A 15051-nucleotide genomic window follows, 5' to 3' on the forward strand; every position below is an offset into this window, starting at 1 on the left:
GGGGGGGGGTCGACCAGCGATGGGGGTGGGGCCCCGGGCGGGGCCGGTCTGGGCGCGGCCCCCGGGGGGGGGGGCGGGGGGACGTGCGGCGGCGACGCCGGCGACAACCCCTGCGCGCCGCCCCGGCCGACACGCCGGACTGTCGGCGTGTCGGCGTAGGGTGAGTGACGTGTCCCCGGCGCCCGAGGCTCTCGAGGAATTCGCCGCCAGCCTCGCGTTCGGGCTTGACCCGTTCCAGCATGAGGCGCTGGTGGCGTTGGTCGCCGGCGACAGTGTGCTCGTCGCCGCACCCACCGGTGCCGGCAAGACGGTCGTCGGCGAGTTCGCCGCCCATCTGGCGCTGCGCGGCGGCACCCGCTGTTTCTACACGACGCCGATCAAGGCGCTGTCGAACCAGAAGTACGCCGACCTGGCCGCCCGCTACGGTGCGGGCGCCGTTGGCCTGCTCACCGGCGACACCGTCCGCAACGGCTCGGCGCCGATCGTGGTGATGACCACCGAGGTGCTGCGCAACATGCTCTACGCCGGCCCCGCCGACGGCAGCGACCTCGCCGACCTCGGTTATGTGGTCATGGACGAGGTGCACTACCTGGCCGACCGGCAGCGCGGGGCGGTGTGGGAGGAAGTCATCATCCACCTGCCGGCGCACGTCCGGCTGGTGTCGTTGTCGGCGACGGTGAGCAACGCCGAGGAGTTCGGCGAGTGGCTGATCACCGTGCGGGGGCATACGCGGGTGGTCGTCAGCGATCATCGGCCCGTTCCGTTGTGGCAGCATGTGCTCGCCGAACGCACCCTGCATGATCTCTTCCTCGAGGATGCGACGGGCCGTCCCGACGGCGCCGCCGCCGCGCTGGCCCGCGCCGCCTCCGAGCACAACCTCGCCGACGCCGGTGGCGGTGTCCAGGCCCGGGTGTCCCTGGCGGGGACGGCAGGTGACGGTTCGATCCGGCCAGGCCGCGCGGGTCAGCAGGGCAGCGTGGGCCAGCAGGAACGGGGCGGTCAGCGGAACCGGGCGGATCGTCGGAGCAACGGTGCGCGGGGGAGTGCGGCGCTGACCGGGGGGCGTGTGGTCAACCCGGACCTGGTGCGGCTGGCCCGCGACGAGAGCCGGATGCTGGCCGGCGGCTACCCCGCGGGCGCGGGCCGCAGCCGGGGGGCCGGCCCGGGAGCGGGAGCGGCGCGGCGGCGCACGGCGCGGTCACCGGGGCGTCCCGAGGTGGTGGAACGCCTGGACCGCGACGGGCTGTTGCCGGCGATCGTGTTCGTGTTCAGCCGGGTCGGCTGCGACAGCGCCGTCACCGCCTGCGTGCGCACGGGGATGCGCCTGGTCGGACCGGCCGAACAGCAGCGCATCCGCACGATCGTGCGCGAGCGCACCGCCGGTATCCCCGACGCCGACCGCGGTGTGCTCGGCTTCTGGCCGTGGCTGGAAGGCCTCGAACGCGGCATCGCCGCCCACCACGCCGGCATGCTGCCCACCTTCAAGGAGATCGTCGAGGAGCTGTTCGTCGCGGGCCTGGTCCGCGTCGTGTTCGCCACCGAGACCCTCGCCCTCGGCATCAACATGCCGGCCCGCACCGTCGTCCTGGAACGGCTGACGAAGTTCAACGGGGAGAGCCGCGTCGACATCACCGCCGGCGAGTACACCCAGCTCACCGGCCGGGCCGGGCGCCGCGGCATCGACGTCGAGGGCCACGCCGTCGTCCTGTGGCAGTCGGGGCTCGACCCGCTGGCGCTGGCCGGGCTCGCCTCGACCCGCACCTACCCGCTGCGCTCGTCGTTTCGGCCGTCCTACAACATGGCCGTCAACCTCGTCGGACGCCTCGGGCGCGACCGGGCCCGCGCCGTGCTGGAAAGCTCGTTCGCCCAGTTCCAGGCCGACCGGGACGTCGTCGGTCTCGCCCGCACCGTCACCCGCAACCTCGAGGCCGTCGCCGAACTACGCGCCGCGCTGTCCTGCGACCGTGGCGACGCCGCCGAATACGACCAGCTGCGCCGCGACATCAAAGCCCGGGAGACGGCCCTGTCGCGGGAGGGCAGCGCGCGCCGACGCGCCGACACGGTGGCCGCGCTCGCCCGGCTGCGCACCGGTGACGTGGTGCTCGTGCCCGCCGGTCGACGCAGCGGCCTGGCCGTCGTCCTCGACGCGGACAGCTCCTCGGCCTCGGCGCCCGAAGGACCACGCCCGGTCGTGCTCACCGCCGACCGGCAGGTCCGCCGGCTGTCGCTGACGGACTTCCCGAACGCCGTCGAACCCCTGGGTCGGGTTCGGGTGCCGCGTTCGTTCAACCCGCGTTCGGCGCAGTCGCGTCGCGACCTCGCCTCCTCGCTGCGCGCCACCGGGCTGGACGCCGACGAGGGTGCCGCGCCCGGCCGCCGGGCGAAGATCCGCGCCGCCGCCGCCGACGACGCCGAACTGTCCCGGCTGCGCCGCGCCCTGCGCGCCCATCCGGTGCACGAGTGCCCACGCCGGGAGGAACATCTGCGTTCCGGTGAGCGGGCCAGCAAACTGGAGAAGGAGACCGCCGGTATCTCCCGCTCCGTCGAGGGGCGCACCAACACCGTCGCGAAGACCTTCGACCGGGTCCGCGCCGCGCTCACCGAACTCGGTTACCTCGACGGTGACGCCGTCACCGACTCCGGCCGGCTGCTCGCCCGCGTCTACTGCGAGCAGGACCTGCTCGTCGCCGAATGCGTCCGGGCCGGGCTGTGGGAGGACCTCGACGCCCCCGCGCTCGCCGCCGCCGTGTCCACGCTGGTGTTCGAACCACGCGGTGAGGACCTGGCCGCGCTCGCCCTGCCCGGCGGCGCGGTGCTGGCCGACTGCCTGGAGCGGATGGCCCGCCTCGCGGACCGTCTCGGTGCCACCGAGGCCCGTCACCGCCTGCAGTTCCTGCGTCCCCTCGAACTCGGCTTCGCCGTCACCGCCCACGACTGGGCCCGCGGACGTCCGTTGGAGCGGGTCCTGACCAGCAGCGCGGTCGACCTCACCGCCGGCGACTTCGTCCGCTGGATGCGCCAACTGCTCGACCTCCTCGACCAGATCTCCAAGATCGCCCCCGAGGACGCCCGGGTCCGCCGCACCGCCCGCACCGCCATGGACGCCCTGCGCCGCGGCGTCGTCGCCTACGCCATGGCAAGTTGAGCAGCCCACCCCCCGCGCCCGCCGTCTTCCCGCCGGCCGCCCTGTGTTCGGCGCGTGCCCGCCTCGGGGGTCTGGTGCTCGCCGCGATCCTGGACGCGCTGCTCGCCGACCCGGCGCGCCACCATCCCGTCGCCGGCTTCGGCGGGGTCGCCGCCCGCGTCGAGGCGACGTCCTACCGCGACAGCCGTCTCGCCGGAACCCTGCACACCGCCCTGCTCATCGCCGCCGTCACCCTCCCCGCCGCCGTCACCGACCGTCGGCTCGCCCGGCGCCTGACCCACCCGTCCGGCCCCGGCCCCGATCGCGGCCCTGATCGCGGCCCGGCGGGCGGGGCCGCGATCGCCGCGCGGGTGGGGAGGCCGTCCGCGGTGCCGTTGCTGCTGGCCACGGCCGGGTTGGGCTGGGTGGTGCTGGGCGGGACGTCGCTGCGCCGGGCCGGGCGGCGGATCGGGACGGCGCTGGCCGACGGGGATCTGGCGGGTGCGCGCACGCTGCTGCCGACCCTGTGCGGACGCGACCCGGCGAACCTGGACGAGTCGGCGCTGGCCCGCGGGGCGATCGAGTCGATCGCCGAGAACACCTGCGACGCGGTCGTCGCACCGCTGTGGTGGGGGGCGGTCGCGGGCCTGCCGGGGCTGGCCGCCTACCGGGCGGTGAACACCCTCGACGCGATGATCGGCCATCACAGTCCCCGCTACGAACGGTTCGGCTCCTGCGCGGCCCGCCTGGACGACCTGGCCAACCTCATCCCGGCGCGGATCGGCGCGTTCGCGGCCTGCGTGTGCGCACCGCTGGTCGGCGGGAACCCGGTGGACGCCTACTGGGTGCTGCGCCGGGACGGACGCTCCCATCCCAGCCCCAACGCGGGCCCCGTCGAGGCGGCGTTCGCCGGTGCGCTCGGCCTGCGCCTCGGCGGTGAACTGCGCTACCCCTACCGGGTCGAACACCGTCCGCAGCTGGGTTTTGGCCGCGCACCCACCGGAACCGACATCGCCGCCGCGGCCCGGCTGTCCGCCGCGACCGGTGCGGTGAGCCTCGCCGTGACGGTGCTCGCCGCCGCCGCCGCGTCCACCCTGCGGGCCCTCGTGACCTCCCGAACCCTTCGACGGTCCCGACAGCCCCGACGTCCACGGCACACACGGCACACACGGCAGGTACCGCAGGCACAGCACGGGAGGGGATGACCGGTGGCGTCCAAAGGCGGGGGACTGCTGGTCGCGGGGACCGCGTCGGATGCGGGCAAGAGTGTGCTGACCGCGGGGATCTGCCGGTGGCTGGCCCGCGAGGGGGTGCGGGTCGCACCGTTCAAGGCGCAGAACATGGCGTTGAACTCGACGGTGACCGCCGACGGCGCGGAGATCGGCCGGGCGCAGGCGATGCAGGCCGCCGCGGCCGGGGTCGAACCGGAGGCGGCGATGAACCCGGTGCTGCTCAAACCGGGCGGGGACCGGCACAGCCAGCTCGTCGTGCTCGGCCAACCCGTCGCCGAGGTGGACGCGCTCGGCTACCGTCCGCACAAGGCGCGCCTGGCCGGTATCGTCGCCGACTGCCTGGACGATCTGCGTTCCCGCTTCGACGCGGTCATCTGCGAGGGCGCCGGCAGCCCCGCCGAGATCAACCTGCGTGACACCGACATCGCCAACATGGGCCTGGCCCGCGCGGCGAACCTGCCGGTCATCGTGGTCGGCGACATCGACAAGGGCGGGGTGTTCGCCGCCCTGTTCGGCACGCTCGCCCTGCTCGACCGGGCCGACCAGGCCCTCATCAGCGGCTTCGTGATCAACCGGTTCCGGGGTGATCCGCGGCTGCTGGAACCCGGCCTGCGCCAGATCGAGGCGCTCACCGGCCGCCCGGTGCACGGCGTCGTCCCGTTCCGCTCGGGGCTGTGGCTCGACGTCGAGGACTCCCTCGACCTCGCCGCCTACCCCGACGACCCCGACGACGAACCCGACGGCGACCTTGACGGCGGCCAGGCGCGGCGCGGGCGGGAGACGCTGCGGGTGGCGGTGATCCGGCTGCCGCGGCTGTCCAACGTGACCGACGTCGACGCGCTGCGCGCCGAACCCGGGGTCGTCGTGCGCCTGGCCACCCGCCCGGACGACCTGGCCGACGCCGACCTCGTCATCCTGCCCGGCACCCGCTCCACCGTCGCCGACCTCGCCTGGCTGCGCCGACGCGGCCTCGCCGACGTCCTGCGCGCCCGCGCCGCCGCCGGCCGCCCGGTGCTCGGCGTCTGCGGCGGCTACCAGATGCTTGGCACCCGCATCGTCGACGACGTCGAGTCCGGTGCCGGCGAGGTGGACGGCCTCGGCCTGCTACCGGTCACCACCGTCTTCGAACCCGCCAAACTCCTCGGCCGCCGCACCGCCCTCGGCGGCGTCGGTGGCGTCGGTGGCGTCGTCGGTGGCACCGATACGGAGGACGCCCCCGGGTCGACGGGCCCGGCCAGCCATCCGATCAGCGGGTACGAGATCCGCCACGGCCGGCTCACCCGCGCCGAGCATCCCGGCGCCACCACGTTCGCCGCCGACGGGGTGCGCGTCGGCGCCGTCGCCGGCACCAGCTGGCACGGTCTGCTCGAGAACGACGGGTTCCGCCGCGCCTACCTGCGCGGCGTCGCGACCGACGCCGGCCGCGCGTTCGTCCCGGGCACCGTCAGTTTCGCCGCCGTCCGCGCCCGCCGCCTGGACGCCCTCGGCGACCTGGTCGCCGACCACCTCGACACCGCCGCCCTACGCCGCCTGCTCGACGACGGCCCACCCCCCGGCCTCCCCTTCGTCCCACCCGGCGCACCCCCCACCCCCGCACCCCCCACCGCCGCGCCGCCCCGCTGAGCTCACCCGGCTCACCCGGCTCACCCGTTCCGCGGGCCGCGGCGCGGGGAGAGCGCCGAAACGGCACCTGCCGGGCCCGGTGAGCGGGCAGAATCCGGCAGAGCACCCGGTGTTGCCGACCGGCCGGAGGACAGGAGCGCGGGTATGCGGGTCGCACTGATGATCACCTGCATCAACGATGCGCTGTATCCCCGGACGGGGCAGGCGGTCGTCACCCTGCTGCGCCGCCTCGGGGTCGACGTGGAGTTTCCGGCGGGGCAGACCTGCTGCGCCCAGCCGATGGTCAACACCGGCTATCTCGACGAGGCCGTGCCGGTGGTGCGTACCTTCGCCCGGGCGTTCGCCGGCTACGACGCGGTGGTCACCCCGTCGGCGTCCTGCGCCGGCTGTGCCCGCCACCAGCATGCGATCGTCGCCCGCCGGGCCGGTGATCCGGGGCTGCGCGCCGCGGTCGACGCGGTGGCGCCGCGGGTCCACGAACTGTCGGAGTTCCTCGTCGACCAGCTGGGCGTCACCGATGTCGGCGCCTACTACCCGCACACGGTGACCTACCATCCGACCTGCCATTCGCTGCGGATGCTGGGGGTCGGCGACCGTCCGCGCCGGCTGTTGGAACAGGTCCGCGGCCTGACCCTGCTCGAGCTGCCCGGCGCGCACGAATGCTGCGGTTTCGGCGGGACGTTCGCGGTCAAGAACGCCGACACGTCCATCGCGATCGGCACCGACAAGGCCCGCCAGGTCCGCAACACCGGCGCCGAGGTGCTCGTGGCCGGGGACAACTCCTGCCTGGCCCACATCGGCGGGCTGCTCTCACGCCAGCGGGCCGGGGTGCGCACCGTCCATCTCGCCGAGGTGCTGGCGGCCACCGCATGAGCGCCACCGTCCGCGGGATCCTCGCGGTGACCGGATGAGCGCGACCTTCGTCGGGATGCCGCCGTTCCCGGCCGCCGCCCGGGAGAAACTCGCCGACGCCCAGCTGCGACGCAACCTGGCCCACGCCACCAGCACGATCCGGGACCGACGCGCCGCGCTCGTCGCCGAGGTCGACGCCAGCGTGGACGGCGGCTGGGAGGCACTGCGGGTCGCCGGCGCCGACGCGAAGGACACCGCCCTGCGTTCCCTGGACCGCCAGCTGCTGCGGCTGGAGGAGACACTCACGGCCAACGGCGCCACCGTCCACTGGGCACGGGACGCCGCGCAGGCGAACGCGATCGTGGCCGGGCTGGTCAGGGCGCACGGCGCCGACGAGGTGATCAAGGTCAAGTCGATGGTGACCCAGGAGATCGGCCTGAACGAGGCGCTGGCCGCCGAGGGCATCGCCGCCTGGGAGACCGACCTCGCCGAACTGATCGTGCAACTCGGCGACGACCTGCCCTCGCACATCCTGGTCCCGGCGATCCACCGCAACCGCGCCGAGATCCGCGAGATCTTCCTGCGGGCCATGGGTGCGGCCGGCCGCCCCGCCCCCGCCGACCTCACCGACACCCCCGCCGTGCTCGCCGCCGCCGCCCGCGACCATCTGCGGGAGAAGTTCCTGCGCGCGAAGGTCGGTGTCTCCGGCGCCAACTTCGCCGTCGCCGAGACCGGCACCCTGGTCGTCGTCGAATCCGAGGGCAACGGCCGGATGTGCCTGACCCTGCCCGAGATGCTGATCTCCGTGGTCGGCATCGAGAAGGTCGTCGCCACCTGGGACGACCTCGACCCGCTGCTGCGCCTGCTGCCCCGGTCGTCCACCGGGGAACGGATGAACCCATACACCTCCATGTGGACCGGGGTGACCCCCGACGACGGCCCCCAGCAGGTGCACGTCATCCTGCTCGACAACGGCCGCACCCGCGCCCTGGCCGACGAGACCGGACGCCAGGCGCTGCGCTGCATCCGCTGCTCGGCGTGCCTGAACGTGTGCCCGGTCTACGAGCGCACCGGCGGCCACGCCTACGGCTCGGTCTACCCCGGCCCGATCGGCGCGATCCTCAACCCGCTGCTGCGCGGCGTCGGCCACAGCGCGCAGATCGACGCGCTGCCCTACGCCTCCACCCTGTGCGGCGCGTGCTTCGAAGCGTGCCCGGTCCGCATCGACATCCCCGCCATCCTGGTCGACCAGCGGGCGAAGGTCGTCGACGCGCACCGCGGTGGCCTGCCCACCCCCGAGGCGGTCGCGATGAAGGCCGCCGCCGTGGGCCTGGGCGACGCCCGGCGCCTCGCCGGCGGCGAACGGTTCACCCGCCTGGGCCTCTGGCTCGCCCGCCGCGTCGGCGCCGCCGCCTGGACCTCGACCCGCGACCTCCCACCCGCCCCGCGGGAAACCTTCCGCCAGTGGTGGAAACGCACCGACGGAGGCATCCGATGAGCGCCCGCGACCAGATCCTCGCCGACATCCGAGCGGCCCTGTCCGACGTCTCCCCGTCCGCCTCGGTGGCTCCGCGGCCGGCCGCGCGGCGACACACGGTGGGCGATGTGGTCGGCCTGTTCGCCGAACGGGTCGCCGACTACCGAGCCACCGTGACCCGGTGCGCCCCGGCCGACCTGGCGCGGACCGTCACCGCCGCACTGGTGCCGGGCGCGTCCGTCATCGTGCCGGCGGACCTCCCCCTCCCCATCCCGGACGCCCTGGTGGACGACGGTGCGCGCACCGCCGCCGACCTCGACCGGATCGACGCCGTCGTCACCGAGGCCCGGGTCGCCATCGCCGAGACCGGCACCCTCGTGCTCGACCACGGCCCCGGCCAGGGCCGCCGCGCCCTCACCCTGGTCCCCGACCGCCATGTCTGCGTCGTGCGGGCCGACCAGATCGTCGCCGACGTCCCCGACGCCCTGGCCGTACTCGCCCCGTCCGTGCGCGCCGGCCGCCCCCTGACCTGGATCAGCGGCCCGTCCGCCACCAGCGACATCGAACTGCGCCGCGTCGAGGGCGTCCACGGCCCCCGCACCCTCATCGTGATCATCGTGACGTAGCCCGCTCCCGCAGATCTTCGACCACCCTCGCCGTCCACGAGATATCCCTTCCCGGCCACGGATCGTGCCCCGACCACGCCAGCCCTCCCGCACCGGGACACCCCCGGTCGCCCGTCCACTCTCCGCAACCACAACACCCCGCACCCGCCACGCACGGCAACCAACCCCCGCCTCCGCCACGCCCTGCCACCAGCCCCAAGCCAAGATCCACCTACGCGGGTCGCCGTGGGGGGCAAAACGGACACGAACACCCCACCAGCGACCTCTGTGCACCCTGCACACCCGCGACCCCCGGCAGGTTGGTCACGCCGGGTAGCCGCGACCGGGGGCGGAGGTCGGAACGCCGGAGGTTGGAGGGCGATGGTGTCGGTCGTGTGGGGGCGGGTCGGCGTGGCACGCCAGGTCATGAACGGCGCGGGCATCGCGAAGCCGTCGAACGGTTCGCCAACCACCTCAGGTGTGGGTGCACGCTCACGACGTCGGGCTCACCTGGAGCGCAACCAAGATAATCAACGCCGTTGACGAGCTCCGGCCGTCCCGCATGAGCACGTGGCAGCAGAGCAGATGGCGCTGGACATCCCGGACACCGTCGCACTGCTGATGCGCACAGGGGCGGGCAGGGAGGGCACCTCGATGCGATGGGTACCGAACCGGTACGGTTGCCTTAAGCGAACGAGTTGTTCGTCTTCGGTCTACGAGATGCGTCCCGGCAGCGGTCCGTCCGCACAGCGTCGCGGGTGGTCGTGCACCGCGGGCAGCGAGCGAGGTGAGGGGCGGCGATGGCTGACGGTGGTGTGGGTGCCGGTGGGCGGATGGCGTGGGTTCGCCCGGGCGCGGGGGAGCGGAAACCAGTGGATCTGAAGACCGACCAGCCGCACACGGCGCGGATGTACGACTACTTCCTCGGCGGTAAGGACAACTTCCCCGCCGACCGGGAGGCCGGCCAGCGAGCGATGGCCGGCGCCCCCGACATCGCCCGGGCGATCCGGGCGAACCGGGCGTTCCTGGTCCGCGCCGCACGCTACCTGGCCGCCGAGGCCGGTATCCGCCAGTTCCTCGACATCGGCACCGGCATCCCGACCTCGCCGAACCTGCACGAGGTCGCCCAGGCCATCACGCCGGACGCCCGGGTCGTCTACGTCGACAACGATCCGCTGGTCCTCGCCCACGCCCGGGCGCTGCTGACCAGCACCCCCGCCGGGCGCACCGCCTACCTGGACGCCGACCTGCGCGACATCGACGCGATCCTGGCCGCCCCCGAACTTCGGGACACCCTCGACCTGTCCCAGCCGGTGGCCCTGTCGGTGCTGGCGATCCTGCACTTCCTGCCCGACACCGAGACCGGCGAACCGTTCACCCTCGTGCGCCGACTGCTGGACGCCCTGCCCGCGGGCAGCTGTCTCGTCGTCAGCCACGGCACCCCCGACTTCGCCCCGGCCATCAGCGAGCAGGGGGCCGCGGCCTACCGGGCCGGTGGCATCGCCGTCCAGCTGCGCCGCCGGGACGAGTTCGCCCGCTTCTTCGACGGCCTCGAGCTGGTCGATCCCGGTATCGTCCCCGTCCACCGCTGGCGCCCCGACACCGCACCCGCGGGCGCCGCGGGCGCCGCTGTCGTCCCCGGTAGGACGACGACAGTGGCGGGCACCGGTGTCGACGAGGACGGCCTCACCGAGGCGGAGATCGACGACTTCCTCGCCGACGACCCCTCGGGTATCGCCACCGCCGGTCTGGCGGACAGCCAGGTCAACATGTACGGCGCTGTCGGCCGCTTTCGCTGACCGGCCGCGTCAGCCGGCGCGGTCCCCGGCCGGGCGGCGGTGAACGGCCGCGGCCGGAAACTCGGACGGCGCCGGTGACCGCGCGGGCGATCACTCGGAGAAGGCTCCGGGAACACCCACGCGGCAACGCCCGCGCGGCTCAGTCGACGTCGGCGATGATGGCGCGCAGAGCGGCGACGTGGGCGCGCAGGGCTTCGTGGCCCGGGCGGGTCAGGGCGATCCAGGTGGTGCGGCGGTCCTGGTGGGTGCCCTTGCGGCTGCGGGCGTAGCCGGCCTGGGTCAGCGCCGTGACCTGCTTGGACAGGACGGAGTCGCTGACACCCAGAGCCTCGCGCAGCGTCACGAACTCCAGCTCGGACACGGCGGCGAGCAGGCTCGCGAGCCGTAGCCGCACCGGGGCGTTCAGCAGCGCGTCCAGACCCATGTCGGAGGCCGCGTGGGGCGTGGATGGCGTGGATGGCGTGGACATTCAGCCGGCCAGCAGCAGCAGGCCCAGCCCGGCGGCGATGAGCAGGACCAGGGCGGCGGCCGCGGCCGTCCACGGGGCGGTGAGCTGGGTGTGGCCCTGCGGGTCGCCGCGGTAACGACGGATCCACAGTGCCCCACTCGCCGCATAACCGGCCCCGCCGGCCGCGGCGCAGAGCACGGCGAGCCACCACCGGTCGGCGAATCCGGCCCACGCCGCGCCGGCCAGACCGCCGCCGTAGGCCAGCGTCGACCAGGTGGTGCAGCCGAGCATCACCTGATGGGCGAGCCCCGCGACCCACGCGCCGTTCACCCGCCGGAACCGCACCAGCTGCACGGCCGCGACCAGCACGAACAGTGCGGCTCCCAGCAGGGCGGCGCTCTGGGCCACCCCGTCGTTGACCACGACCACGATCGCCGCGGTCAGGATCTGCACCGCGATCGCCGCCGCGAGGCTCGGCAGGAACCCGCGGGGGAGCCGCAGCCCCGCCACGAGATCCGCCTGCGAACGCTCGGCCGCCAGCAGTGCCGCGGCCGCGTCGTCGGGACTGGGAACATGCGAACTTTCCATAGTGGAAAGTATGGCCCAACTTTCCAGGATGGCAAGTTCCCTGGTGAGAGCCAGCGCCGTCAACCGGCTATCAAGATAATCAACGGTGTTGACGGCATCCGGCGCGGCCAATGATCAACGGCCCCGCACCCGCCCAGAAGCCGGGCAGCCAGCCCAAGAAGACGGGAAATTGGCGCACCGGCTACCCTCCCGGGCGGCGGGGTTTCCCGTGCGCCTTTGGGGCGGGCAACCTCGCTGTACGGCAGGCTGCTCAGCGCGGGCGCTCTGCTCGCGGGCCGGGGGTGGCGCCGCGGGCCTGCGGGCCAGGGCGGGCCGCCCAAGCGGAGCTTGCCCAGGCTGGGCAACCCGCCCTCCCAGGCTGGGCAACCTGCCACTTCGGGGCTGGGCAACCCGCAGGCCAGCGCTGGGTGGCCGCGGTGGTTCGATCCGCATGGCAAGATGTTCGGACAACGAGGAGGTACCGCATCCTGATGACGGGAATGACTCGCGGGGCTCGCAGAGCGGGCGCGGAATGGGCCGATGCGGAATGGGCCGATGCCGCCGGTGCGGAGCGACCCACAGCGATATGCTCATGTGGCGCCATCAGCGCCCGCGGCAGTCGATGACAGCCTCGGGTCTTCTCCGGCCGACCACATCCGACGGGAGCGTCGCTCGCCTATACCGTTATCCCGTCAAGGGTCTCTCGCCGGAGAAACTCGGCCAGTTCACCGTCATTCCAGGCCGCGGACTACCCGGTGATCGAGAGTGGGCGTTCGCAAGGCCTGAGACCATCATCGACGAAAACAATCTCGTACCCCTGCCGAAGACCCGTTTCCTCACCCTTGCGCGGGACAGTGAGCTGGCCCGCCTGCGGGTCACCTACGATGAGGCCTCCCGACTGTTGACAGTCCGCGACGGCGCGTCGAAACTAGTTGTTGACCTCGGTACGGACGGTGGCCGTCGGGCGGCGGAGAAGTTTATCGCCGACATCGGGATCGCCAGCCTGGACAGGCAGGTCCCAAAGCTGGTCCGAGCCTTCGGAGGTCATCGCTTTACCGACGCCGCGGTGCACTCCACCGAATACATGCACGCATTGTCGATGGTCAACCTGGCGTCGATCGACGACGTGTCGCGACGAATCGGCGTGCCGGTTCACCATCTCCGATTCCGCGCGAACATATACCTGCGCGGGTTTCCTCCGTGGGAAGAGGACGGCTGGATCGGCCGGTCCATCCGGCTTGGCGACCTGCGGGCCCGCGTATTGGAGAAGACAGTGAGGTGTCCGGCGACATCGGTGAACCCGACGAATGCCGAGCGGGACGTCGACCTGCCCGGAGTCCTGCGCGAGCATTTTGGACGGAACACTCTCGGCCTCTACCTCTCCGTGTCTCGCGCCGGCACCACGCGGCAGAACGACCTGGTGGTCGTCGAGCGATAACGCATCAGCCGCCTGAACCATCCCACTCGCCGGAGCGGCCAGCCGCCAGCGCGGCCACTGGCGCCAACAGTGGTACCCGTTGCATGAGGGCGCTCGATGGCGCTATTCATGCCGCCTCACCTTTCGGTGGGGCACCCCGGGTCTGACCGGCCGTGGCCGTGCCCGGTTTCCGCTTCGCAGCCACCTGCCCCGCGAGCGGGGTCTTCTGGTCGCCTCCACGGTCGTTTTCCGTCTCCGATGTACTGGCGGCGACGAGGTGAGACAGGTTGACCGCGGCGTTCAGGTCGCGGTCGGCTGGAACAGGTCTTCGAGCTCGGATACCAGCGGTTGGCGACGACGAGCGTCGAGCCGTACCAGCGGGTCTTGTAGTCGAGCTGCCGGCGGACTTCAGCCATCGCGACGTCCGAGATGGCGCGTGCGAGCCGCCGGTTACGGACCATCCCGGCGACATGGAGATCCTCGACCACGATCACGTCGTAGGCCCGGGATGCCATCCGCAGCCGGCGCTCGGACCGCCGAGCGTGCTTCGGGTTGGGAATCTGTTCTCCGGTCGAGAGGCCAGCAAGGTGCCGCACGCCCAGGTCGACGCCGACCGCGCCGCCGCGACCGGGCTGGGCGGGGATCTCGCGGTCGGCCTCGACGGTGAACGAGACATACCAGCGCCCGGCGGTCCGGGACACGGTGGCGCCGAGCAGCCGGGCGCGGCCGTCGGCAAGCCGGCCGGTGAGCGCGCCCATCGGCTCGTGGGCCTTCACCCGCCCGATCCGGGGCAGTGTGTTCACCCGCCGGGCCGTGGCTGGCAACGTCCACGCGACCCCGCTGGAGACGATCCTCACCGGCCGGTGCCGAGTGCGTGCACGCCGAACCCGAAGTGCAGCCCGGCGTCGTCGTGCAGCCCGGCGTGCACCCCGTCCGACACCGGGAACAAGGGCTCGAGCTGCGCCCCGAAGGGGACGGCCGGCGAATGAAGTGGGTGCCGGTCCGGGTCGACGCCGCCTGGATGGAGACGCTCTGGCGTGAGGGGGCCGCACGCCTGGGTGTCACGCCGTGCGGGTCGCCGGCGCCCAGCGCGTCCGGTGATGTCATCGGCGGGACGGTCGACCATCGCGGGCAGACCGCGTGGCTGCGGGTGGCCCCGTTCCTGGAACACGCGATGGACGTCGAACCCTGGCGGGGCACACGGGAGGCCGGCGCGCTGGTCGAGATCTGCAAACCGGCACTGCTGGCCAGCACCGAGTGGACCCATCCCGACCCGGCACCGGTCCCGGTCTGCGCGGAGCTGGTGACGTATGTGTCCGATCCGCCGGCCGCGCCCGGCGACCAGTACCTCACCCACCCGATCGACCTGTCCCCGGCGTGGCTGGCTGATCTGCGGGCGTCGCTGTGCGCACTCGCCGGCCAGCCCACCACCCGACAGATCTGGGGGAACCGGCCCGAGCGCTACCAGCACTTGCTGCACGCCGTCTACGGCCGGCCGCTACCCGCCGGCGTCGCACCGCGCTGGGGCAGCACCGAGCATCTGGATCTGCACTGGGGCAACCTCACCATCCCCCGGCTGATGATCCTCGACTGGGAGCACTGGGGGGTGAACGTCGCCGGCTACGGGGCGGCCCGGCTCTACTGCACCGCGCTGGGCGCACCAACCGTCGCCGCGCAGCTCCACACCACGTTCGCAGACCTGCTCGACAGCCCGTCCGGGCGGTACGCGCTGCTGGTGGCCGCCGCCGACATCCTCGTCGCCGTGGCCTGGTACGAGGACACCGCCGGACTGTGCCCCGCCCTGCACCACCTCGCCGACACCCTGCTGCGCGGCGAGGCCGCCCCGATCTGAGCCGACACGAACGCGGGCTGCCCACGACATCGAGGGTCTGTGCCGCTCGGCCCAC

At 73.2% G+C, this 15051-nt stretch carries 11 protein-coding genes and 1 pseudogene; 9 read left to right on the forward strand and 3 right to left on the reverse strand.

Translation table 11 applies throughout. From position 1 onward, the window contains the following. Window positions 1-169 precede the first annotated feature (169 nt). The 7 genes from MXD61_RS08705 to MXD61_RS08735 all read left to right on the forward strand — a co-directional run bounded on the left by MXD61_RS08705 (window position 170) and on the right by MXD61_RS08735 (window position 10712). Complete coding sequence (locus MXD61_RS08705; protein ID WP_248812330.1) at window positions 170-3145, forward strand: RNA helicase; 2976 nt, start codon at window positions 170-172, stop codon at window positions 3143-3145. Next, a complete protein-coding gene (locus MXD61_RS08710) occupies window positions 3142-4329 on the forward strand; it encodes a cobalamin biosynthesis protein (protein ID WP_248812331.1) in 1188 nt (395 codons plus the stop codon). Before MXD61_RS08705 ends, MXD61_RS08710 begins: the two co-directional genes overlap by 4 nt. A gap of 3 nt (window positions 4330-4332) precedes the next feature. Next, entirely contained in the window at window positions 4333-5979 is a 1647-nt protein-coding gene (locus tag MXD61_RS08715; protein WP_248812332.1) for a cobyric acid synthase, read from the forward strand. Between the two features lie 144 nt (window positions 5980-6123). Beyond that, window positions 6124-6852, forward strand: coding sequence for a (Fe-S)-binding protein (locus MXD61_RS08720; RefSeq protein WP_248812333.1), 729 nt, complete (start codon window positions 6124-6126; stop codon window positions 6850-6852). 34 nt (window positions 6853-6886) lie between these two features. Beyond that, window positions 6887-8329: a lactate utilization protein B gene (locus MXD61_RS08725; RefSeq protein ID WP_248812334.1), complete on the forward strand. Its 1443-nt coding sequence runs from the start codon at window positions 6887-6889 to the stop codon at window positions 8327-8329. Then, window positions 8326-8934 (forward strand): lactate utilization protein C, encoded by a 609-nt coding sequence (locus MXD61_RS08730; protein WP_248812335.1) that lies wholly within the window; start codon window positions 8326-8328, stop codon window positions 8932-8934. The genes MXD61_RS08725 and MXD61_RS08730 overlap by 4 nt, the downstream gene beginning before the upstream one ends. Before the next feature lie 779 nt (window positions 8935-9713). After that, window positions 9714-10712 carry an SAM-dependent methyltransferase gene (locus MXD61_RS08735; RefSeq protein ID WP_374628647.1) on the forward strand — a complete coding sequence of 333 codons (999 nt, stop codon included), beginning with the start codon at window positions 9714-9716 and terminating at the stop codon, window positions 10710-10712. Between the two features lie 139 nt (window positions 10713-10851). On the opposite strand, the gene MXD61_RS08740 is transcribed toward MXD61_RS08735, so the two are convergent. Together MXD61_RS08740 and MXD61_RS08745 are read right to left on the reverse strand one after the other, a co-directional pair. Then, window positions 10852-11136 carry a transcriptional regulator gene (locus MXD61_RS08740; protein ID WP_163550692.1) on the reverse strand — a complete coding sequence of 95 codons (285 nt, stop codon included), beginning with the start codon at window positions 11134-11136 and terminating at the stop codon, window positions 10852-10854. Window positions 11137-11181: 45 nt separating this feature from the next. Continuing rightward, entirely contained in the window at window positions 11182-11859 is a 678-nt protein-coding gene (locus MXD61_RS08745) for a hypothetical protein (RefSeq protein ID WP_248812336.1), read from the reverse strand. 460 nt (window positions 11860-12319) lie between these two features. Between MXD61_RS08745 and MXD61_RS08750 the strand changes: the two genes are divergently transcribed. After that, window positions 12320-13165 (forward strand): MOSC domain-containing protein, encoded by an 846-nt coding sequence (locus MXD61_RS08750; RefSeq protein WP_248812337.1) that lies wholly within the window; start codon window positions 12320-12322, stop codon window positions 13163-13165. A 106-nt stretch (window positions 13166-13271) separates the two neighbouring features. Here the strand turns inward: MXD61_RS08750 and MXD61_RS08755 are convergent. Continuing rightward, window positions 13272-13938 (reverse strand): annotated as a pseudogene (locus tag MXD61_RS08755) (IS200/IS605 family accessory protein TnpB-related protein); the annotation flags it as partial. Between the two features lie 191 nt (window positions 13939-14129). Between MXD61_RS08755 and MXD61_RS08760 the strand changes: the two are divergent. After that, window positions 14130-14996: a hypothetical protein gene (locus MXD61_RS08760; protein ID WP_248812338.1), complete on the forward strand. Its 867-nt coding sequence runs from the start codon at window positions 14130-14132 to the stop codon at window positions 14994-14996. The last annotated feature ends 55 nt before the right edge of the window (window positions 14997-15051 follow it).

Origin of the sequence: Frankia sp. AgPm24 (genome assembly GCF_023243055.1) — a bacterium.
GTDB lineage: Bacteria > Actinomycetota > Actinomycetes > Frankiales > Frankiaceae > Frankia > Frankia umida.

Coding starts and splice junctions, on each gene's coding strand:
- MXD61_RS08750 (WP_248812337.1), top strand. CDS start 12,320: ATGTGGCGCCATCAGCGCCCGCGGCAGTCGATGACAGCCTCGGGTCTT.
- MXD61_RS08730 (WP_248812335.1), top strand. CDS start 8,326: ATGAGCGCCCGCGACCAGATCCTCGCCGACATCCGAGCGGCCCTGTCC.
- MXD61_RS08760 (WP_248812338.1), top strand. CDS start 14,130: ATGAAGTGGGTGCCGGTCCGGGTCGACGCCGCCTGGATGGAGACGCTC.
- MXD61_RS08725 (WP_248812334.1), top strand. CDS start 6,887: ATGAGCGCGACCTTCGTCGGGATGCCGCCGTTCCCGGCCGCCGCCCGG.
- MXD61_RS08735 (WP_374628647.1), top strand. CDS start 9,714: ATGGCTGACGGTGGTGTGGGTGCCGGTGGGCGGATGGCGTGGGTTCGC.
- MXD61_RS08720 (WP_248812333.1), top strand. CDS start 6,124: ATGCGGGTCGCACTGATGATCACCTGCATCAACGATGCGCTGTATCCC.
- MXD61_RS08740 (WP_163550692.1), bottom strand. CDS start 11,136: ATGGGTCTGGACGCGCTGCTGAACGCCCCGGTGCGGCTACGGCTCGCG.